Here is a 21,626-nt window from a genome sequence, read left to right on the forward strand (position 1 = left end):
ATTAGACAGAAGAAGAGCTAGAGCAGAGAAATACTGGTGAATGCTGCTGGTGGTGGTTAAAAAGTTGGCTTAAAAAGTTAGAAAACGCCGCCTATACGGAAATTCCAGTTGCTTTTTTCTTCTCCGGGCTGGGTATCAATGTTAAAGCCCCATTCAATGCGTAATGGTCCCATGGGCGATAGCCACCTGATACCAAAACCTACGGATTTTCTAACTTCTGAGAAGCGGTAACCTGTCTCCTGGTCCCAAACATTTCCCATGTCAAAAAATACTACTCCCTTTAGCCCCATGCTTTTGACTAAGGGGAAGATAGCCTCCGTTTGGGCGAAAAACATGTGTTCACCACCAATGCGCTCCCCGGTTTCAGGGTCAATAGGGCTTATGTCTCCGTAGCGGTATCCTCTAACTGAATCAAGGCCACCAAGATAAAATTTTTCAAAAACTGGGAGTTTTCCACCGCTTCCTTCGGTAACATAGCCTGCTCCTACTCTTATGTGCCCCACTACATCCCAGAAAAGAGGGTGATAATAACTAAAGGTAGCGGTTATCTTTTCGTAAGCACTGTCGCCCCCTAAAAAGCCGCCAGCGTGTTCGTAAAAAATAGAAGTTAAAGAACCCCTCGTCGGGTCAAAAAAGTGGTTTCTTGAGTCTCTAGTTACTCCGAGTTCAATGGAGCTGGTGATATGTATATCAGCTGACTCTCTGATTATTTCAGACGCATAATAATAGTAGTCAGTAAGATTAGAGTCATCATAACGATAGGCTAAATGGAAACGGATATCAGGCCTCCATAGATAACCTATCTTTATAGCAAAACCCTTGCTTTCACGGGTGTAATCGTCATATTCTCTGGTCCAATCATAAAGGTTTAAACCCAGGGAAAATTTAGTATCGCGAAAATAAGGGTCTGTAAAAGAGAGGTTATAGCGCGTAGTCCTGGCGCCAAAATATCCCTGAAAAGATAAAGTCTGCCCCTTACCCAGAAAATTGCGCTGCGAAATTTCAGCCATAAACAAAAGTTTATCTGTAGAAGAGTAGCCGGCCCCAATACTAAAAGTACCAGTGGGTTGCTCTTTTACTTTTACATTTATGTCCATCTGGTCTTCTTTTATGCCCTTTTCTGTGCTTATGCTTACGTCTTCAAAGTACCCCAGGCGTCTCAGACGATTTTCGCTCTTTTTGAGCCTAGTGGCACTGAAAGGGCGTTGTTCCACTACCAGCAATTCTCTCCTGATGACCTTGTCTCTCGTGCGGGTATTTCCAGTGATTTCTATACGGTTAACATAAACAAGTGGGCCTTTATCTACCTTAAATACCACGTTTACCTGGTGTTTTTTGGGGTCTCTTTCAATCTTAGGTTCAACTCGGGCATAAGCGTATCCTTTATCAGCAAAGAGGTCAGTGATTTTCATTATGTCTCGCCGCAGGGCTTCGCGGTTAAAGTATTTTTCTTTCGGTAGTTCTAATTTTTCTATGATAAAATTTTTGTTTTTAAAGAGGTCTTGTTCTATGTCCACCTGGCCTACGGTATAACGCGGGCCTTCTTCCACAGGAATAGTGATATAAACCCACTCCCCTTTGCGTTTAACCTGGGGCTCTCCCACTCTCACGTCTATGTAGCCATGGTTTTGATAAAAAGCGACAATTTTTCCGAGGCTCCGGTAAAGCCCTCCATAGCTATAAACTCCCGGTGGAATGCCGCCGGTTACAAAGGTTTTAATCTTCTTGAGCCAGGAAAAAGTTCCTTTTTCACTTATCTCTAATAGTTTTTTCAAGTCTTTGTCTGAAAAGGCTTTGTTCCCTTCAAAGGTTATTTTCTTGATATAGACCTTTTTGCCTTCTTTGATCTTGAAGATTACCCTTGCTTCTCTGGGGTTTAGCATCTTAACAAGAGGTTCTACCTTGGTGTCATAAAAGCCCTGTTCTTTATAAAAGAGCTTTATCTTCTCAGCTGCTTCGTCTATCTTTTGGAGATTAAGAATGGAATAAGGTTTAAGCTCGGTTATTTTTTGCAGTTCTTTGGTTTTGATGGCCTTATTACCCTGGTAAACAATACGCTTTACTACGGGCTTTTCACGTAAAATATAGGTGACAATTAAACCCTCTTTGGTCTGCTCTACATCTGCTCTTACGTCGTCAAAATAGCCAAGTTTATAAATGTTCTTTATGTCTTCTCGGATTTTTTTCGGGTCAAAGATGTCACCGGCCTTTAAAGAAAGAACAGGATATATGGCGTCGGCATCCATGCGCACGTTGCCTTTAATTTTTACTTCCGCCACTATTTGTTGCCCGACAAGGGCTTTTATCAAAAGGCTTGCCGCCTTTTGGGCCAGGTTTTCCAGTTCTTCTTTGGCTCCTGTTAGATAAATGTTCTGAGGATATTTCTCTTTGCAGAGATAAACTTTTAAATCCAGGCTGGCCTTATCTCCCAGGTAAGTTAAAGAGCCGTAAATAGTCCCCAAGGCTGGAATTTTTTGACAGTAAATGGCTGGTGATGGTTGAGTTTTTTTAGGTGAAATTACCTTGAAATTTCTCTTTTTAAGGGATGCCAACAATAACTGATTGATAACAGAAAGTTCGCCTTTATCCTTTTCAGGAGCATTTATTTTCAAAGGTAGAAAAACAACCGTTCTTTCTTGAGCCCATATTTTATTGAGGCCGGCTAAGTTCCAAACCCCAAGAAGTAGAAGAAAGAAGAAGACTACTCTTTTGAAGGCTTGTTCCAGGGCCATGGTTCATCCTTTGATAATTCTATGATTTTTCCGGCACTCAGGCCAAAAACTCGGTCCATCTGGGTTGCTAACTCTGGATTATGGGTTACCACCACCAAGGTAGTAGCATAAGTCTGATTAATTCGCAAAAAAAGTTTAACTATTTCCTGGGCTGTTTTGACATCAAGGTTCCCTGTAGGCTCATCAGCTAAAAGCACTGGTGGGTTTAGAACCAGGGCCCGAGCAATAGCTACCCTTTGCCTTTCTCCTCCAGAAAGTTCGCCGATACGGTGGTTGAGCCGATGTGAAAGTCCCACTCTTTCAAGAATTTCTTCAGCCATTTTACGTGCTTCTTTTACAGACTTTCCGGCTATTAAAGCTGGTAGCATGGTATTTTCAAGGGTATTGAATTCAGGCAAGAGATGATGAAACTGAAAGACAAACCCAAGTTTTTGGTTTCTGAAACGGGAAAGCTCTCTGTCAGAAAGGGAAAAGACATCTACTCCAAAGTGAAAAACCTGGCCCTGGTCAGGGCGGTCAAGAGTCCCCAGGATGTGGAGCAGGGTGGTCTTTCCTACACCTGAAGCCCCTACAATGGCCACCTTTTCACCAGCCGCGATTTTGAAACTCGCTCCCTGTAGTACTTCAACTCTTTGGGGGCCAGAGCCATAAACTTTAATTAAATTTTTGGCTTCTATGGCTGTCTTAGCCATAACGCAGAACCTCAGCTGGAGGTAGTTTGGCGGCCTGGCGGGCAGGATAAACCGTGGCTAAAAGGGCTAAAATAATGGCTGAAATGGCAATAAGAGATATATCAAAAAAGTCCACCAGAACTGGAAGGGTTTCCACAAAATAAACGTCTCCTGGAAGTTTGATGATGGGATAGCGGTCTATAAAGAAACAAAGAGCAAGCCCGAAAAAAACCCCCAGAATAATCCCTGTTACACCCAGTAAAAAACCAGTGAGCATGAAAATTTGCAGGATAGAACGGTCTGAGGCGCCAATCGCCTTTAAGATGGCTATGTCTGCCTTTTTTTCGCCTACCAGCATAATCAGCGCCGCCACAATGTTAAAAGCGGCTACCACGATTATGAGGGTGAGAATAACGAACATGGCTGCCTTCTCAAGCTTTAGTGCAGAGAATAGGCTGGCGTTCATAGTGCGCCAATCTATTACCCAGTAGGGAAAGCCAAGCTTTTCGGCTAAGAGTTTGGAAAATTTTCCGGCGTAAAACGGGTCAGAAAGGCGCACTTCTATATTTGAAACGCCTTTGATGTCAGCCAGGCTTTGGGCAAGAGTCAAAGGGATAAAGGCCAGTGAAGAATCAAACTCGTATAGCCCGGTTTCAAAGATGCCAGCAATGGTAAGGGTTTTTATCCGGGGAAGAAATCCCACTATGGTAGCCCGCCCCTGAGGGAGTATCACCGTGACCTTATCTCCTTTGGTTAAACCCAAATTTTTGGCCATCCGCCAACCAATGATTATGTTGTTGCTTCCCTCTCCAAGCTCAAGAAAGCTTCCCTGCCGGAGTTTTACCTTATTGAAAAAACGCTGGGCGTCTTTGCCTGGCACTCCCCTTAGAACAACGCCTGACTGGCCTTCACCTGAAGAAATAAGCCCTTGAAGAACAACCGTGGGAAGGGCATCTTCAACCCTGACCTCTCCTTTCCCACGCAGACGATCAAACAGGGAGGATAGCCCCTGTTTTTTAAGGCGAAGGCCTTTTATTTCCCGCATTACCTCTTCATAATTAGTGATAGGGCCTCCCATTTTTTGGACGATAACGTGAGCATTTATGCCGAGGAGTTTTTCCCTCAACTCCTTTTGGAAGCCAGACATAACCGAAATGACCACAATCAGGGCGCATACACCTATAGTTACTCCCAGGATGGCCATTCCCGAGATAAAAGAGGTGAATCTGTGTTTTTTGCGTGAAAGCAGATATCTAAAGGCGATATACCATTCAAAACGGCTTATCATTTCTGCTCAGGCCTTAAGTGGGGAAAGAGGATAACTTCTCTTATAGAAGGAGAATCTGTAAAAAGCATGACTACTCGGTCAATGCCGATGCCTTCCCCAGCAGCTGGTGGCATACCGTATTCAAGGGCTCTAATAAAATCTTCGTCAATTTCTGGGTGTATTTCAGGGTCATCTTTAAGACGCTGTTTTATCTGCTCCTCAAAACGTGCTCGCTGGTCACGGGGGTCGTTAAGTTCAGAGAAGGCATTAGCTATTTCACGCCCGGCGATAAAGAGTTCAAAGCGGTCAGCCACCGTTGGGTCTTTTTCATTACGCCTGGCAAGAGGCGAAATATCCACCGGAAAAGCAATTATAAAAGTTGGTTGAATTAGTTGGGGCTCAACCAGGGCATCAAAAAGTTTGGCCCAGAGCTTACCAAGGACAGGTTCCCGCTCGTCAATTTTTATTTCCTTTTCCCTGGCAAAGGTAATTACTTTTTCACGGTCATTGAGTATTTCTTCTGCTACCCCTCCAATCTCAATAAGGGCCTGTTTGAAGGGAATTCTCGGCCAGGGCGGGGTAAAGTCTATTTCCTTCCCCTGATAGACTATTTTAGTGTCACCTTTAAGTTCACGGGCAAGGTTTACAAATATTTCTTCTGTTCGGGTCATTAAGTCTTCATAAGTGGCGTAGGCTTCGTAAAATTCAAGCATAGTAAATTCAGGGTTGTGTTGAATGGAAATACCCTCGTTCCTGAAATTGCGATTGAGTTCAAATACCCTTTCAAAACCTCCTACCAGAAGGCGTTTCAAGTAAAGCTCAGGAGCTATACGCAGATAAAGTTCCCTTTCCAGGGCGTGGTGGTAAGTCTTAAAGGGCCTGGCGGTAGCTCCGCCTGGAATAGGTTGCATCATCGGCGTTTCCACCTCAAGGAAACCCTGTGAGGAAAAATAGCGGCGGAAAAATTCAACTATCCGGGTGCGCGTGCGAAAAATCTCCCGCACCCGCTCGTTCATAATAAGGTCCAGATAACGGCGACGATAACGAAGCTCTACGTCCTGAAGGCCGTGATACTTTTCTGGTAAAGGTCTAAAGGCCTTGGTTATCAGCACTACTTCTTTGGCAAGAATGGTTAGTTCACCGGTTTTAGTTTTAAAAAGAGGGCCTTCTACCCCGATAATGTCTCCCAGGTCAAAATATTTTTTGAACAACTTGAATTTTTCCGGCCCCAGTTCGTCTCTTTTTATAAAGGCCTGGATGCGGCCGGTTTCATCCTGAAGGTGAATGAACATGGCTTTACCGAAATCACGGCGGGCCATGAGACGGCCGGCCACCTTAAAAGTGGCTTCAAGTTTTTCAAGCTCCTCTGGGGAGTAGTTCCCAAAAATTTCTTTTATGGCTCCAGCTCTGTCTTCTGGCTTAAATTGATTAGGAAAAAGGGGGATCCCTTGGGATTCAAGCTCTTCGGCTTTCTCTCGTCTGACTTTTAATACCTGGCTTTCTTCGCTCACGCGAAAAACCTCCCTTAACTTTTGTTGAAGCGAAAGATAACGCCCTTATTACATCTCGCAAAGGCCTCAAAGTGAAATTGTGTTATTCAAGGGGGCATTTTTTACTTAAAAAGCGTCATCACGGGTTCAGATTGCTTCGCCGCTTCGTGGCTTGCAATGACGAGAAGGGGAACATGGCTCGCAATGACTTCCATATTGTCACTGCGAGGAGCCTTTTCTCTTTTGTCACTGCGAGGAGTGCGTAGGCGCGACGAAGCAGTCTCAGGGGGTATTAAGGGAAGATCAGGTAGTTAATTAAAATTTTGGCAAAGGTCTCAAATAAAATAGTCATTCATTTTGTGCTCTTAAATATTAGAGGCCTTAAAAGCCAGAAGTTTCTAAATGGCTTGTTTCCAGACCTCTTTAATGCTTTTCTTCACAAAAAGAAGGTGGTCTATAATCGTCTGGTAAAGTTCTTCTTCAATTCTCAGTTTTTGGAGCAGGGAAGAGGGGTCTTCTTGAGGGGCACCAGGCAATTCGGCCAGTTTCAGGTTATGGACAGTGAGGTCTGCAAGTTTAATTACCGCTGGTTCAAAAAGGAATTTCCCTTTGTGAAAGGGATTATGGTGGAACCTAGCTACTTTTACAAATTTTTCTGGAAGTTCCCAGCGTTGCAAAAGCCAGCGCCCTATCCAGGTATGAGCCAGCCCTGCTTCAAGCTCAATAGCAAGGAGATTTTTCCCGCTTTCTTCTTGAATAGTAAGTATTTCTTCGTACTCATCAGGAAAGAGATGGAGTATGGCAAGCCTTCCGATATCATGTAAAAGGCCCAGGGTGAAAAAGAGTTCTTCGTCTTCCGCGTCTATAGCCTGGGCAATAACTCTGGCTGTTATCCCCGTGGCAATAGAGTGAATCCAGAATTCGTGAATGTCAAAGTTTTTAATGTTTTTCAAAGTCTTGAACACACTAAATACGCAAATACTGAAAGCAATCTCACTTACCTCGCGCACCCCTAAAAACATGATAGCCCTGTCAAGGGTGGTAATTTCTTTCTGGCTGGAAATATAGGCAGAATTGGCCACGGAAAGTATTTTGGCTGTTATGGCCTGGTCGTATCTTATAACGCCTTCTAGTTCAGCAATATCTGGGTCTCCTGAAAGGAGTTCCAGCAACCGGTAGGCTATATCAGGCAAAGTGGGAAGTTTTTTAACTTCAAGGATTTTATTTTGAGGAGTGCGTAAGGCTATCATATTTATAACCTCGGACTGAGAGGAAACCTCTTGAGAGTTTAATTTTTTGGTCTGTGTTTCTGGCATTTTTCCCTCCCTTTCCAATAAATCGGCAAAGGGAGGGTAAACATTAAAATTATTTTTATTACGGAAATCGTTACAAAAGTTCAAAAAGAGCTGAAGTCGTAAGACCTTTGAAAATTGGTTGCCTGTTGTTCTTTGAAGGAAGAGGGACAGGCAAACTTTTAACGCGCCGCTGCTTTTCGTGGTTAACAGACGTTTACGTTAAAATTCTTAAAAGGCTTTTTATAAAATCTTGAGGATAAGCTTTTGGAGAGAAGGCCAGGTTTGGCCTTTTTCAATAATATGAATGACTTTGATACCTTTATCAGCCAGTTTTTGGCTTATAAAGCGCCGGTGGCAACGCCAGGGCAGCTTTTCCGCACAAATTATAACAGTAGGTGCCTTTTCAATAAGCACTATAAGATTTTCAAGGCCTTCAGAAAAATTTGGGGTTTGCATATATTTTTCATAGCCACCGCTCCTAAAGCCTCCGAGTTCTTGGCCCATCCATACATAATTTATGCCTTGTTGGATTAAATGATGAGACAGGCTCTCACGGTTAAAATGGGGAAAACGACGGCTTTTAGGGAAAGAGCGAACATCAACTACCTGTTTAATTTCATATTTTTTAAGAATATCCAGGAAGTCTTCCAAGCTGCGGGTAGAAGTGCCCAGGGTATATGCTAGTTTTTTGCTAGGTTCTTGTCTTTGAGCTGGCATGGTTTATTTTTATTACCACATAAATTTTGTCAGGAGGAAAATATGCCTATATATGAATTTGTCTGTAAAGATTGTCGGCATATCTTTGAAAGTTTGTGCTTTTCATCCCGTGATGTAGAAAGTGTTAGGTGTAAACGTTGTGGCAGTAAGAACGTAAGCAAGTTGGTTTCTACTTTTAGTAGTCGGGTAAGTGGCACTCCTTCTTTTGGCGGAGGCTTTAGTGGTGGAAGCTCCTGCGGTGGGTTTGGTGGCTTTTCCTGAGCCTAGCTCAGGCTGCAGGTAGCAGCAAATAATGCTTGAAAAAATAGTTTCTTTTATTTTGCAAACCACGTCTCAACTGGGCTATCCGGGAATTATTTTGTTGATGGCCCTTGAGTCGTCATTTTTTCCTTTTCCAAGCGAGGTAATTATCCCCCCGGCCGCGTATCTGGCGGCCAAGGGGGAATTTAATATCTGGCTGGTTATAGCTTCTGGCATTCTGGGAAGTCTTTTGGGGGCCTGGTTCAATTATTTTTTGGCTATGCGTCTGGGAAGGCCTGCTCTTCAACTCCTTATCCTGCGTTACGGCAAGTTTTTCTTCCTCCCGCCAGATATCCTTGCGCGTATGGAGAAATTTTTTGCCGAGCACGGCCATATTAGCACCTTTGTGGGCCGTTTGATTCCAGGCGTGCGCCAGTACATAAGTCTTCCTGCCGGGCTAGGCCGTATGAACTTGCCCCTTTTTTCTTTTTATACCGGTCTTGGAGCAGGGATATGGGTGTGTATCCTCGCCGCTGCCGGTTACCTGGTAGGAGCCAATGAGGCTCTCTTAAAGGAATGGCTTCATCGTAGCTCAGCTCTTTTGCTACTGTTTTCTTTGATGCTGGTGACCCTTTATATATTTTTTAAGCGTCGCTATCGCCGTAGTAGTTAAAGTAAGGCTCTTTGTTTGAGATGGTCTATGTCTAAAAAGGCCGGTTCCTCAAGGTAAAAGAGAAAGCCCTTTGGCCTTTTTCCGAAAATAGAGCGAAGAATCTCTTGGTATAAGCTTACCTGTTTTTCATGGGAGCGGCGGCGGCCGCCCAGTTTATACTCAATAACCACCGGGCCGTGGCTTGTTATGACCAGGCGGTCTATCCTGTGCAGTTTTCCTTTCTGGTCGTGCACTTCAATTTCTTTGAAGACTTCCACTCCTTCTTCAAAATAGGATCTTACCTCTTTAAGTAGAAGGGCTTTTGTTAGTATTTTAGAAAGCCGCTTTTCTGTTTCCCAAAAATCTTCTCTAAAGCGTGGGTCAAAAAGGGCGAGAGCCCTTTTAAGGGCCAGTTTAACTGCTTGCGAAAGCTCTTTACGCTGGTAATCCCTGGGCAAAGGTGGCAGAAAATAAAGGGCTTGGTGGGCAATTTTACCGTAACTTATTTCTCGGCTGCGTTCTCCCAATAATTCCAGGTCATAGCGACGCACTCGAAGATTAAGACGCATTTTGAAACCCCAGTTCGTATAAGAAATCTCTTACAATATCTCCTGTGCCAAACTTTTCTCTGGATGCCTTTTTTTCGGAAACGAATACGAAAAGTTCTTCTTTAGCCCTGGTAAAGGCCACGTAAAGAAGGTTCAGATTTTCCAGGGCTTGAGCCGCCCGTTCCCGTAAAACTTTTTCTTTTATAGGTCCAGGATAGGGCTTCTGGGCGTAAGCCAGGCTACCTTCTTCAAGAGAGATTAATCTAGGGGTTTTTATTTCCCAATGGATAAATGGTAGAAAAACAATATCAAACTCAAGCCCTTTGGCTGCGTGAATGGTTAAGATACGCACGGCAGAGATCTCTTCTGGAAGCCCCAGACGTTCTTCTGGGGCCTTTTCTTCCCATTTTTCAAGGAAAGACGAAAGCCCTGCTCCTTCCTGCTCAAAACTAAGAACCAGGGAAAGAAATCTATGCAAGAAGGCCTCTTCGGCTTGAAAGCGTTCATAGATCTTGAAAGTAAACATTATCTCACGCACCAGATCGTAAGGCGAGAGAAAACCAGCTTTGGCCAGGAGTGGCTCCAGATATTTCTGGTAAGCTTCCGGGTCGTATTGGGCCAGAAGGTTTTTTAAGGGGGCTTTTTGGCCAGCTTTAAGCCAGAACTCTTTGGGGATCTGGAAAAAACCCTGGGCAACCGGGCTTCTTAAAAAGCCTGCCAGGGCTACTTCATCATAAGGGTAGTCAAGAAAGGAAAGTAGCGAAATCAAGGCCTTGACCACAGAAGAACTGGTGAGCCTCAGGGCATTTTCTGTTACCGCTGGAACTCCCATTTCAAAAAGAAGGGCCGCCATTTCTTCAGCCTGGTCATTAGTGCGTACCAGGATAGCCAGACTTTTCTGGCCAATGAGAGAGGCTTTTTTTTGTAATATGTCTTTTAGCTTTTCTTTTAAAGCTTCTTCCTGGGCTTCCCGGGTGTCTCCCTGATAAAAAATTATTTTTACTATACCACCAGGCTTTTTTTCAGGAAGTTTTTGCTCTACCTGGGAAAAGGTGTTGCAAATAAAGCTGGATAACTGTTCGGTATGCGGGCAGACTAACACGCCTCGTTTACGCGTTTCTTCAGGATGAAGCATTTTTAAGGCGATGTTTTGGGCGTGTTTTTCTTTAGCCAGGAGTTTGAAAAACTGGTTGTTGAATCTTACTAGTTGTTCTTTAGCCCGCCAGTTATAGAGCAAAGGTTCATCTATTAGTTCTGCTGGAAGCTCCTGAGGCACCAGGTTGAAGAGCTTGGGGTCTCCTCCTCGCCATACATAAATGGCCTGTTTTATATCGCCCACGTAGGTCAAAGTGCCCCCCTGGCTTAAGGCCTCTTCTACTAAAGGCTTTAAAGCAGCCCATTGTTGCTGGCTGGTATCCTGAAACTCATCTATCAGGAAGTGTCTGAATTTTGCACCAAGTTTGCAATAAACAAGGGGAACTCCTTCTTCCCGAAGGAATTTCTCCACCACTTCTATCCAGCCGCCGCCGTGAATGAGCCCTTCCTGGCGGCGCAACCTTTCAAGTTCTTCTTTTAGTTTTTCGTAAAGGCGGGCATAGGGAATAAGTCTTACAATGGCTTTGGCCAAAAGATATTCTTCAAGGCTTTCTCTAAAGTCCTGATATAGTGTCTCCAGGTGTTCAGGGATAAAACGGCCTTTGAACAATTCTTTCACGCTATTTTTATGAAAAGGGGTAGCGTAAAAATTTTCTATGGGGTCAAGGAACTTAGACTCCCACGTTGGATATCTGAAAGTTAGATTTTCCTGGTTAACGGCTCCAAGAAATTGGCTGGCTTTAGTTTTTACTTTTTCGGCAAGCTCTTCAAGGAGATAGTCTTTTTCGTTTCTGGCCAGCGCTTTACCTTTAAGTTCGTGGCGGAAGAGGTCTAATAAGGTTTTACGGATAGATCTTTCGGGGTTAAAGCCACTTCGTGTTTCTATTTCCAGAAAAGTTATCAAGACCTCTCGAAAAATATCCTGTATGTCATTTTTGCCTTCCCGTAGAGAAAGAAGCAGATGGTCGTAAGCCCTGTTTAATAGCACGTCTTCTTTAAGTTCGGCTTCAAGGTCTGGCCTAAGGCCTGCCTCAAGGGCTACTCCCTTCAAAATGCTAAAAATTAGGGAATCAATAGTGCGCACCTGAAGGTCGTTGAAATTTTCAAAAATAACCTCAAGCCATTTTAGGGCCGCTTGAGGTGAAAGGTTTGTATCACTTGAGAGCAGTTTTCCTTCAGGAGTTTTGAGAGCAATACTTTTTAAGGCCTTTATAAGGCGCTCTTTCATTTCGGCGGCTGCCTTGTTGGTGAAGGTGATAGCTACAACGGAACGCAAACTGGCCGGACTGGGCGTAAGCTCAGCCAAAAGTTCAAGGAATCGGCTGGTTAAACGGTAAGTTTTTCCAGCCCCGGCTGAAGCTTCTATCCTGAGGATGCAGGGACTATTCATCTTTCGGGCGCTTGATTTCTATTTTAAAGAATATTTCCTGCCTTTCTTGAGGGGCAAGCTTGAAGCGCCATATTACTTTACCATCAGGATGTTTTTCAGCCCAGGGCGGATTGGCATAAGCTTTGATTTTGACTTCTTTTTTGCGGCTTACAGGGACTCTATCTATGACTTCTATCTCAAAGGGGCGCTTGTAATGATTTGTTAGCTGGGTTTTTAACTCGCGCAAGCGGGTTTTTTTACCAAAAAGGCTATCTCCCTTGATGTCTTTTAGGACCTCCCGTTTTACCTCAAGGAGCGGGGCCTGGCCGAAATAAAGATGGCTCTTTATGCCGGGGTTAAGGGGCCCGATGTTTCCTTTACCTACCAGAGCATCGTCTAGATAAAATCTTGCTTTTAAACGAGGAAAACTTTTGTCAGGGATAAGGTCTGCCCGGAAGAAGGCTTTGCTTACTGCATAAAGAGGCACTTCTAGAAGAATTTTCTCTGTTTTTAATGTTTCTTCTTCCAGGGTTACGGCGGTGGGGCTTCCAGAAGGTAAATTTATGCCCTGAATAATTATTCTTTCCCACACCCCACCAGGGGCTTCTTCTCTTTTTACTTCGGCACTAAGGTCTTTTACGGCTTCAACGGCTTTATGAAGTAAAGGTTTAGGGCGAGGAGGAAAATCGTCTATTATCCAGGGAGAAAAAGGGGGTGGACTTAGCACCGCGAAAGTTTCTCCTCTGGGATAAAAGGCAAGGGTTATTTTCTCCCAGGAGAGGCCACTTTTTTGAGTTATTAGAGCCTGAGCTTTAATGGTTAATTCCCGGGAGCGAGTGTTTAGAAAGCAGTCATAACTTTCTTGCCAGGAGATAAGTTTTCTGGCCGGATATCTCACTTCTAAAAAACCATCTCCTTCAGCAATAACCTTTAAAACCGAAGTGTTAAAAGAAATTATCTGGCTTTCCAGTTCTTTAAGGCGTTTTTTGAGGGCTTTTATTCCTTTTTCTTTGCTTAATTTTTTAGTTGTCAAGTTTTTCCATTGTTTGTGGTACCTCTCAAAAACCTGGGGAGAGGGGACTTCTCTTTTTCCTTTAAGGGCTTCTTCAATAAGGCTTATTTCCTGATTTATGATTTGAAGCTCTTCATTAAGGGTTTCAAGTTTTTTTCTGATTTCTTGAATTTTAAGGGTTAAAGGATCTTTTTTGGAACCTCTTTCTAGGGAAAGTGATAAGATTTTTACTCCACTTGAAGCTTTAAAACTTATTTCTCTAGGTGAGACCTCTCGCGCTAACATTAAAATATTTGTTCCTGCTTTTAGAGGGAACTCTTCTAAAACAAGAACTTCATGCTGGTAAAACTGTATTTCTTTCACTCTAGCCTGAGCCGGCCAGGAGAATATTAGCAAAAACAACAAAAAACAAAGAGAAAGAATAAGCCTTTTCATAGTAAATCCTCCATCCTTTGCAAGAGGATAACCTATTTTGTGGGACAGGCAAACTTTTAAGCCTCACCAAAATCTGTCCGATAAAAGGGACAGGCAAAATAGGCAAAATTATTAAAAGGAGGTTTCGGCATGCCACGTATCCCTCGTTTCTTCATGAACGACCCAAAAGCGGCTTATCACGTCATCTCCCGCACGGCTTTACCCGGGCACAACGTCCTTGGCCCTGAAGAAAAAGACTACCTCCTTAACCTCATCCGCTGGCTCTCTCAGGTCTATTTCGTGGAAGTTTACGGCTTTGCCATCATGGGCAATCACTTCCATCTACTCTGCCGCATGCTCCCTGAAGACCAGTTCTCTGACGAAGAAGTGAAACGCCGTATAAAGCTCTATTACGGCCAGAAACGCAAAATTTTTTTCTACGAAGAGCTAATCAAAAAGTGGCGAGCTAGACTTGGTAACCTTTCCCGCTACATCCAAGACGTAAAACAGCGCTTCTCTCGCTGGTACAACAAGCGGGTTGAGAGGAAGGGCTACTTTTGGGCGGACAGATTTAAGTCCGTAATCATTGAAACTGGTGAGGCGCTCCTTAATTGTTTGGCTTACATAGAACTAAACCCAGTGCGGGCAGGGATAGTGGGTAAGCCAGAGGACTATCGCTGGTGCTCGCTGGGATATCGGTCAAGAAGAGGGTCAAGAAGAGGGACAGGCAAAAATTTTCTTTCGCTTAATTTAGGGCTTACCAGCTGGGAAAACAAGTCTGAAAAAGAAAGGCTTGAGCTTTTACGGGAGTTTGTTTACGGGAAGGGCGGGCTAGGAGAGCCAGAAATAGGGACAGGCGAAATTTTCAGGCAAAGGGTCAGATATTTTACCGAGAGCCTGGCCATAGGAAGTAAAGGGTTTGTGAATAAGGCAGCTGTCAAATTAAAAGAGTTCCTAGGGTTCAAACGAAAAAAAAGTAGAAAAATAAAAAGTTTGGCTATAGCAGAAATGTTAATTTTGTAGCTTTAAATATTTTTTACCAAGTAGTGAAAAGTGTTTTACCCAGAGTTAATTAAGCGTTATGCTTGTCCGAAAATTTGTAAATCTTTATGAATGCTTGAAGTTGAAGTAAAATTTTTACACTTCAGTACTAAGGAGGTAAGCCGTGGCCAAAAAGAGGGTTCATGTCTATATTTCAGGTTTGGTCCAGGGAGTTTGGTTCAGGGCTTACACCAAGGAAGAGGCTGAAAAACTTGGCCTCAAAGGCTGGGTTAGAAACCTTCCTGATGGCCGGGTGGAAGCGGTTTTTGAAGGGGACGAAGAGGCCATTGAGGCCATGATAAAGTGGTGCCACAAAGGCTCTCCCATGTCTCGCGTGGAAAAAGTAGAGGTTATAGAAGAGCCTTACACCGGCGAGTTTGATAAATTCGAAATAAGGTACTAGCTATGATAAACCAGGAAAGGCTTAAGCAATTCTTTCTGGATCTGGCCCACATAGAAAGTCCTTCACGGCGTGAAGGAGCGGTTGCCCGTTATCTCCAGGAAAAGTTTAAGACCCTGGGAGCCAGCTGCCTTTTTGATGATTCTGCCCCTCATACTGGCTCAGAAGTAGGTAACCTTGTAGTTAAACTCAACCCTTCTGCTAAGGCCAAAGTCTTTTTAGCCGCACATATGGACACCGTTGAACCTACAGATTCTCCCAAAATCATTTTTGCCAACGGAGTCTTTAAAAGCGATGGTCGCACCATTTGCGGAGCTGATGATAAAAGCGCCATTGCCATATTCCTTGAGCTAGCCCACGTGATAAAAGAAAACAGGCTTGATATCCCTGTTGAGTTTGTTTTTACCACCTGTGAGGAAATAGGCCTTTTAGGCGCCAAACATTTTGACTATAGTTTGCTTTCTGCTCCCTTTGGCTATGCCCTTGATAGTGAAGATCCCCTTGAATTAATCAATAAAGCTCCAGAAGCCATAAGATTTACCATCAAGGTTTTGGGCAAGGCTGCCCACGCTGGTATTAATCCTGAAGCCGGTATTAACGCCATAAAAATTGCTTCTAAGGCTATTGCGGGTATTCCCCTTGGCCGCATTGATGAAGAGACTACAGCCAACATTGGCACCATAACGGGCGGTAAAGCCACCAATATTGTTCCTGAAGAGGTAGTCCTTGAAGGAGAAGTAAGGAGCCATAGCCGGGAAAAGCTTGAGGCTCAATGGGGGCATATTCTTTCAAACTTTGATAGAGCGGTTAAAGATTATCCCCAAAAAGAGAAAGACTTGCCAAAAATTAACTATGAGAAAATAAAAGACTATCCCCTCATGTACGTAAGCGAAGACCACCCGGCTATAAAAATAGCCCTCAAAGCGGCAGAAAACCTAGGTCAGAAACTGCGCATTTGTGCCACTGGAGGTGGTTCTGACGCGAATATTTTCAACGAAAACGGCTTCCCCTGTGTTATCCTGGGAACAGGTATGAAAAAGGTGCACTCTACTGAAGAATATCTCCCTTTTGATGAATTTTTACTGGCAGCTCGTCTTACTCTTGAGATTCTAAAAGAGGCGGCAGGATAATCCTCACTCTGGCGCCGCCTTCCGGGCGGTTTTCAAGGAGAAGCTCCCCTCCGTGGAAAAGAATTATCTGGCGGCTTACCGCCAGCCCCAGGCCCGTGCCTCCAGGCTTGGTTGAATAGAAAGGGCGAAACAGGTCTTTAACTTTGTCCTCAGGGATTCCAGGGCCTGTATCTTCAACGATAATTTCTGCGCCTTTGTCTGTAAGTTCGGTGTGAACCCACACTTCTCCTCCTTCAGGGGTAGCCTCCCAGGCATTGTTTAAAATGTTCCACAGCACCTGTTTTATTTTTTCAGGGTCTGCGGATACCTTTAAATTTTTTTCCGTAAGTTCAACTAATAGCTTTTGCTTGCGGGCTTTGAACTGGTTAATGGCCATCTGGGTTACTTCTTTTACCAGAGAATTAATATCAACTACCTGGCGTACTACTTCTATTTTTTTTGTCTTGGCCAGCATGTTTTGTAAGATTTTTTCAAGTCTTTCCGTCTCAGCCAGCACCATTTGGGCCTTTTTATAAAGGATTGGATTATCTTTGGCGAGCTCGCAAAGAATTTCTGAAGCCAACTTAAGGCTGGTCAGAGGGTTTTTGATTTCGTGTGCAATACTCGCGGCAAGTTGAGCGGTGGTGGATAGCCTTTCAGCTTCCAGTAAACGCTGCTGATATTCTTTTAGTTCCTTTGCCATCTGATTTAAGGCTTGAGCCAGGCTTTTTACTTCTCTAGGCCCTTTTTCAGGGATTTCTTTCCATTTTCCACGGCCAATTTGTTTGGTTTCTTCAGCCAGTTCTTCTAATGGCTGAGTGATTGAGCGGCTAAAAATCCAGCTTACCACCAACATAAATACCAGACCAGCAAAAGAAGTGTAAATTAAGCCGAATATTAAGTTTTCTTTTATTTGTTCTTCGGTAGTAGTTGGTAAAAGGATGCCAAAATAAGCAGAGATATCTTTAGTAAGGTTTGCTTCAAAGAGAATAAAACGATATTTTTTATTGTTTATATTTATTTTCTTTACTAAAGGCCCTCTTTTCAAGTTTTCAGTTTCTTCTTTAGAAAGAACCTTTAAATTAGATGGCAAGTTTTCTTTTTCTAAAGAAGATAACAATAATTTTCCCTGTTTATTGTATAAAAAAACTTCACCACCTATAATTCTTTTTAGGCTTAATATGGCTTTATCATTTAACTCTTTGTTTTGGTCTAAAACAATATAAACCAGTTTTTTAGTGTTTTTAGTTTCCAGCTCATCTATTATTTCGGAAGTGAAAGAAATAGAAGTATAAGCAAAGTAAATGCTGATGAAAAGAAATAGAAAAAAATAAGCAATGATTAGCCTTTTAAACATAAAAAGACCCAGAAAAATTTATAGAGTTTGAGATTGCTTCGCTCGCAATGACAGCGTAAGAAAAAAGTGATCCACAAAGGATGAAAAAATGTCCACTATGAGAGAATGAAATTGTCTTCATTTAACAAGGCTCTCATAAAAACTTTTCTTTTAGCAGGTTTTGTAATTCGTAAAAGCTATTTACATGAAAGTCAGCTTCTAGTTTTGGGTTTTTAAAGGCCACCAGAGGTACATTTAAGGCCTTAGTCAGCTGGTAATCTACTTCGGTATCTCCTACATAAAGCACTTCTTTCGGTGTCACTCTAAAGTGATCAAGTATCATTTTAAGGGCCTCAGGGTGTGGTTTGGGCTTGGGTGAAATGAGGGCCGTTACAACCAGATCAAAAAAAGGCTCATAATTAAAGATTTCCAGCAGCCGTCCCATGGTAGTGGTGCGATTGGTAGAAATAGCCGTTTTAACCGGCGGGCGAATCGTTTTTATTAGTTCTTTGAGCCCTGGTTCGGGTTTCATCAGATGAATAAATCTTTCGTAATTTAGCTTTTTCTGAAACTCAAGGGCTTTTTCTATCATCTCTGGCTGGTTTCTGAAGAGATAGCGTACCGAGTTTTCTGCGGTTTGCATGTGTACCACTTCTAACTCGTCTTCAGAAAGGGGAGGGCGCCCCATGGCCTCACAGATGGCGTTATAATAAACCCGGTTCGCCTCCCGTGAGTCAAAAAGGACGCCATCGCAATCAAATACTAAAAGTTTTAATACGCTTCCAGCTTCCATTGGCCATTCTCTATTTTGACAATAATCATGGAATCAACGTCAAGGCCGCAGTGATCTTTTGGACTCAGACGATAAATACCAGAAACTCCTACGTAACCGTTTATCTTTTCCAGTTCATTGCGGATACCTTCTCGGTCAGGGCCGGCTTTTTTCATAGCCAGTACCAGAAGGTTTACCGCGTCCCAGGCGTAGCCCGAGTGGGTGTTAATGGGAAACTTTTTATCAAGCTTATAAACTTCTTTGTATAAATAAACGAAGTGAGCTATTACCGGCTTTTGGGGGTCTGAGTCTGGAAGTTGCTCCCAGGCCATAAGTTTGGTTGAGGGCATGAGGTTACCTTCAGCTGCTGGCCCGGCTATTTCAATGTATTTGGGGTCAGGTAAGCCGTGGCACTGGAAAAGGGGCACTTTGATACCCAGGCGCTTAACATTTTTGGCCACGTTGGCTCCGGCCGGGCCAATAGTCCAGCAGATAATGACCTGGGGTTTTTTGGACACTAAACGCCTTAGTTGGCCACTCATATCTGTGTCAGTGGGGTTAAAGCTTTCTTCGCCCACAATGGTTAAGCCAAATTCAGGAGCCAGTTTTTTAAGCCAGCGCCGGCCGTCCTGGCCAAAACCATCAGAAGCCGTAAGTATAGCTACTCTTTTTAGGCCCTTTTCTCGCAGGTAGATATAGATTTTCTTAACAGCTGTTGATGAACGCTGAGGAGCTTTAAAAATGAATCTTGCTGTTCCAAATCGTCCGCCTTCCATAATAACCGGGTCACCACCCACGGTCATGACAATGGGCACACGGGCTTTTTCCACAATTGGTTTTATGGCCATACCAGTGCCTGTACGTGTAGGGCCAATGAGAGCTACCACTTTTTCCACTTCAATTAGGCGCTTTACCGCCATGACAGCCTTGGTAGGGTCTCCTTCAGTGTCTGCCATGATCAATTTTATGGGGCGGCCGTTTATTCCTCCCTGTTTATTTATCTCATCTACCGCCATTTCAGCTACCAATTTAGTGGGTGTGCCTATAAAAGCCGCCGGACCTGATAGGGCAAAAAGGGCGCCTATCTTTATGGGTTCCTTTTCAGAGGCCAAAATTGGCGTGCTAAAGCCTAAAAGTAAGATCAGGAAAAATAATAAAAGCCTTTTCATAGTTACCTCCTTTTAAGACTTTCTGGTTAAAACATATTGGGCAATATCGGTTAAAAGCTCTCTGGTAGGTGAATGGTCAAACCTGGCTAACTCCTCACAGGCCTTATCAACAAATTCTCTGGCTTTTTGGCGAGTGGCGTCAAAGGCGTCATACTTTTCAAGAAGCTCACAGGCCCGCCTAAAGTTTTCAGGGGTGGCGGCCTCTTTTTCTTTTATAAGGGCTATTAGTTCTTCACGATCAGCTGGATTGGCCCTTTCCATAGCGATGATGTAAGGCAGGGTGACTTTGCCTTCTTTGAAGTCTGTGCCTATGTCTTTTCCGGTTTCGTCTTTTGCGCCGAGGTAATCAAGCAAATCGTCAGTTATCTGAAAGGCATAGCCTAAGTAAGTGCCAAAGGCCTTAAGGGCTGGGCGCTCCCAGCTATTTCCTCTGGCGTGAATGGCCCCTACCTCACAGGCGGCAGCCATGAGCGCTGCCGTTTTTCTGAAAATTACCTCAAAATAACTTTCTTCCGTTAGTTCTACATTATCCAAATTAATAAGCTGAAGAACTTCCCCTTCACTCATGAGTGTGGTGGTTTCTGAAATGACGTCAAGCACGTCCATGTTTCCTTCTTCTACGGCGATACGAATAGCCCTTGAGTACAAAAAGTCTCCCACCAGAATTACCGCCTGGTTCCCCCAGAGATGATGGGCTGCCTTACGCCCGCGGCGGAACTGGGCCCCGTCCACCACGTCGTCGTGAAGGAGTGTGGCGGCGTGTAAGTATTCAAAAAGCACTGAAAGGCGATAGGTTCTGGGGCTGGTTGGCTCACCACAAAGACGAGCTGAAAGGACCATGAGAAGTGGCCTTAACCGCTTGCCCCCGGCAAATAAAATATGCCGGCTAACTTCATTTATAAAAGGCACGTAAGAGGCAAAATTTTGCGAAAGGGTTTTTTCTATTTTTTCCAGGTCCGGGGCAATGGCTGCTAGGATTTCTTGTTTCGTCCTCATAAGGCCTCCATTTTTGGCTCACTTTAGCAGAAATTTTTGCTGAAATAAACTTCAAGTTGGTCTATATTTCAGGCAGAAATACCAGGAGGCCAAAAATGAAACCTAAAAAAATTGTCCTGGCTTACTCTGGCGGGCTTGATACTTCAATAATTCTCAAGTGGCTCAAAGAGACCTACGGCTGTCCAGTAGTGGCTTACTGTGCCAATATTGGGCAGGAGGAAGACTGGGAAGCCGTAAAAGAAAAGGGGCTTTCTACAGGGGCTGAAGAGGTCATCATTCGTGACCTTCGGGAAGAGTTTGTTAAAGACTTTGTTTTTCCGGCCATTAAGGCCAATGCCATATATGAAGGTGGTTATCTCCTCGGCACTTCTTTGGCCAGGCCTTTAATTGCTAAAGAGCAGGTTAAGATTGCCAGAGAAGTAGGAGCAGACGCCGTGGCTCACGGTGCCACTGGTAAAGGGAATGATCAGGTGCGCTTTGAACTTACTTATATGGCTCTGGCCCCGGACTTAAAAATTATAGCCCCCTGGCGAGAGTGGGAATTTAAGGGACGCGAGGACCTTATAGCCTTTGCAGAAAAACACGGCATCCCGGTGCCTGTGACTAAAGAAAAGCCCTATTCCATTGACGCCAATCTTTTTCATACCAGTTACGAAGGTGGTATCCTTGAGGACCCATGGCAGGAACCTCCAGACGATATGTTCCAGATGACCGTCTCCCCTGAGAAGGCTAAAGACGAACCCGAGTACCTTGAAATTTACTTTGAAAAGGGAGAACCAAAGGCCATAAACGGCGAAGAACTATCGCCAGCCACCCTCCTTGAAAGGCTTAACAGGATTGCTGGAGTTCACGGCATCGGCCGGGTAGATATGGTAGAAAACCGCTTTGTAGGTATAAAAAGTCGCGGTGTTTACGAAACTCCTGGAGGTACGGTGCTTCACGTGGCGCATCGGGCCTTAGAACATCTCACCATGGATCGCGAAGTAATGCATCTTAGAGATAGCCTTATACCCAGGTTTGCCGAGATGATTTACTATGGCTTCTGGTATGCTCCAGAAATGGAAGCCCTCATGGCCTTTATTAACGAGACCCAGCAAAACGTAACCGGCACGGTGCGCTTAAAGCTTTACAAAGGGAATGTTATGGTGGTTGGGAGAAAAAGTCCTAAATCTCTTTATCTGCAGGAGCTTGCCACTTTTGAAGCTGATACTCTCTACAACCAGAAAGACGCCGAAGGTTTTATCAAGCTTCAGGGGCTTCGCCTTAAGGTTAAGGCCATGCTTGAAAAGAAATTAATTTAA

Annotated in this window: 19 protein-coding genes; 6 read left to right on the plus strand and 13 right to left on the minus strand. The window is 43.9% G+C overall.

The features are described 5' to 3' along the window. Positions 1-77: 77 nt before the first annotated feature. From bamA to TH606_RS01305, 6 genes are all read right to left on the minus strand, one after another. Positions 78-2,732 (minus strand): outer membrane protein assembly factor BamA, encoded by a 2,655-nt coding sequence (bamA, locus tag TH606_RS01280; RefSeq protein ID WP_082863450.1) that lies wholly within the window; start codon positions 2,730-2,732, stop codon positions 78-80. After that, positions 2,702-3,424, minus strand: a complete 723-nt coding sequence (locus TH606_RS01285; protein ID WP_068540822.1) for an ABC transporter ATP-binding protein — start codon at positions 3,422-3,424, stop codon at positions 2,702-2,704. The genes bamA and TH606_RS01285 overlap by 31 nt, the downstream gene beginning before the upstream one ends. Beyond that, positions 3,417-4,691 (minus strand): lipoprotein-releasing ABC transporter permease subunit, encoded by a 1,275-nt coding sequence (locus tag TH606_RS01290; RefSeq protein WP_068540824.1) that lies wholly within the window; start codon positions 4,689-4,691, stop codon positions 3,417-3,419. The genes TH606_RS01285 and TH606_RS01290 overlap by 8 nt, the downstream gene beginning before the upstream one ends. Beyond that, positions 4,688-6,181 carry a lysine--tRNA ligase gene (gene lysS, locus TH606_RS01295; RefSeq protein ID WP_068540827.1) on the minus strand — a complete coding sequence of 498 codons (1,494 nt, stop codon included), beginning with the start codon at positions 6,179-6,181 and terminating at the stop codon, positions 4,688-4,690. Before lysS ends, TH606_RS01290 begins: the two co-directional genes overlap by 4 nt. A gap of 377 nt (positions 6,182-6,558) precedes the next feature. Further along, entirely contained in the window at positions 6,559-7,476 is a 918-nt protein-coding gene (locus tag TH606_RS01300; protein WP_068540829.1) for an HDOD domain-containing protein, read from the minus strand. A 219-nt stretch (positions 7,477-7,695) separates the two neighbouring features. After that, the gene (locus TH606_RS01305) at positions 7,696-8,172 is read right to left on the minus strand and encodes a DUF488 domain-containing protein (protein WP_068540831.1); all 477 of its coding nucleotides are present in this window, start codon (positions 8,170-8,172) and stop codon (positions 7,696-7,698) included. Between the two features lie 42 nt (positions 8,173-8,214). On the opposite strand from TH606_RS01305, the gene TH606_RS11290 reads away from it, so the two are divergent. Both TH606_RS11290 and TH606_RS01310 read left to right on the plus strand, forming a co-directional pair. Continuing rightward, entirely contained in the window at positions 8,215-8,433 is a 219-nt protein-coding gene (locus TH606_RS11290; protein ID WP_082863451.1) for an FmdB family zinc ribbon protein, read from the plus strand. A gap of 31 nt (positions 8,434-8,464) precedes the next feature. Continuing rightward, the gene (locus TH606_RS01310; protein WP_068540833.1) at positions 8,465-9,085 is read left to right on the plus strand and encodes a DedA family protein; all 621 of its coding nucleotides are present in this window, start codon (positions 8,465-8,467) and stop codon (positions 9,083-9,085) included. Here TH606_RS01310 and TH606_RS01315 read toward each other — a convergent pair. The 3 genes from TH606_RS01315 to TH606_RS01325 are packed head-to-tail and all read right to left on the minus strand — an operon-like array spanning position 9,082 to position 13,523. Beyond that, a complete protein-coding gene (locus tag TH606_RS01315) occupies positions 9,082-9,633 on the minus strand; it encodes a PD-(D/E)XK nuclease family protein (protein WP_068540835.1) in 552 nt (183 codons plus the stop codon). The two genes, TH606_RS01310 and TH606_RS01315, sit on opposite strands and share 4 nt — an antisense overlap. Continuing rightward, a complete protein-coding gene (locus tag TH606_RS01320) occupies positions 9,623-12,097 on the minus strand; it encodes a UvrD-helicase domain-containing protein (RefSeq protein WP_068540837.1) in 2,475 nt (824 codons plus the stop codon). The genes TH606_RS01315 and TH606_RS01320 overlap by 11 nt, the downstream gene beginning before the upstream one ends. Further along, complete coding sequence (locus tag TH606_RS01325) at positions 12,090-13,523, minus strand: DUF4139 domain-containing protein (RefSeq protein ID WP_068540839.1); 1,434 nt, start codon at positions 13,521-13,523, stop codon at positions 12,090-12,092. Before TH606_RS01325 ends, TH606_RS01320 begins: the two co-directional genes overlap by 8 nt. Positions 13,524-13,652: 129 nt before the next feature. Between TH606_RS01325 and TH606_RS01330 the strand changes: the two genes are divergently transcribed. The 3 genes from TH606_RS01330 (at position 13,653) to TH606_RS01340 (ending at position 16,073) form a co-directional block, all read left to right on the plus strand. After that, positions 13,653-14,525, plus strand: a complete 873-nt coding sequence (locus TH606_RS01330; protein ID WP_082863452.1) for a transposase — start codon at positions 13,653-13,655, stop codon at positions 14,523-14,525. A gap of 142 nt (positions 14,526-14,667) precedes the next feature. Continuing rightward, on the plus strand, positions 14,668-14,946 hold the full coding sequence (locus TH606_RS01335) for an acylphosphatase (protein ID WP_068540843.1): 279 nt from the start codon (positions 14,668-14,670) through the stop codon (positions 14,944-14,946). A 2-nt stretch (positions 14,947-14,948) separates the two neighbouring features. After that, positions 14,949-16,073: a M20/M25/M40 family metallo-hydrolase gene (locus tag TH606_RS01340; RefSeq protein WP_068540846.1), complete on the plus strand. Its 1,125-nt coding sequence runs from the start codon at positions 14,949-14,951 to the stop codon at positions 16,071-16,073. Here TH606_RS01340 and TH606_RS01345 read toward each other — a convergent pair. From TH606_RS01345 to TH606_RS01360, 4 genes are all read right to left on the minus strand, one after another. Then, a complete protein-coding gene (locus TH606_RS01345) occupies positions 16,039-17,409 on the minus strand; it encodes a sensor histidine kinase (protein WP_068540848.1) in 1,371 nt (456 codons plus the stop codon). The two genes, TH606_RS01340 and TH606_RS01345, sit on opposite strands and share 35 nt — an antisense overlap. 133 nt (positions 17,410-17,542) lie before the next feature. Further along, positions 17,543-18,181 (minus strand): HAD family hydrolase, encoded by a 639-nt coding sequence (locus TH606_RS01350; RefSeq protein ID WP_068540850.1) that lies wholly within the window; start codon positions 18,179-18,181, stop codon positions 17,543-17,545. Next, complete coding sequence (locus tag TH606_RS01355; RefSeq protein ID WP_068540853.1) at positions 18,160-19,329, minus strand: ABC transporter substrate-binding protein; 1,170 nt, start codon at positions 19,327-19,329, stop codon at positions 18,160-18,162. The genes TH606_RS01350 and TH606_RS01355 overlap by 22 nt, the downstream gene beginning before the upstream one ends. Before the next feature lie 12 nt (positions 19,330-19,341). Continuing rightward, positions 19,342-20,325, minus strand: a complete 984-nt coding sequence (locus TH606_RS01360) for a polyprenyl synthetase family protein (RefSeq protein WP_068540855.1) — start codon at positions 20,323-20,325, stop codon at positions 19,342-19,344. Positions 20,326-20,420: 95 nt separating this feature from the next. Here TH606_RS01360 and TH606_RS01365 point away from each other — a divergent pair, with 95 nt between their 5' ends. Beyond that, positions 20,421-21,626, plus strand: coding sequence for an argininosuccinate synthase (locus TH606_RS01365; protein WP_068540857.1), 1,206 nt, complete (start codon positions 20,421-20,423; stop codon positions 21,624-21,626).

The organism is Thermodesulfatator autotrophicus (genome assembly GCF_001642325.1).
Taxonomy (GTDB): domain Bacteria; phylum Desulfobacterota; class Thermodesulfobacteria; order Thermodesulfobacteriales; family Thermodesulfatatoraceae; genus Thermodesulfatator; species Thermodesulfatator autotrophicus.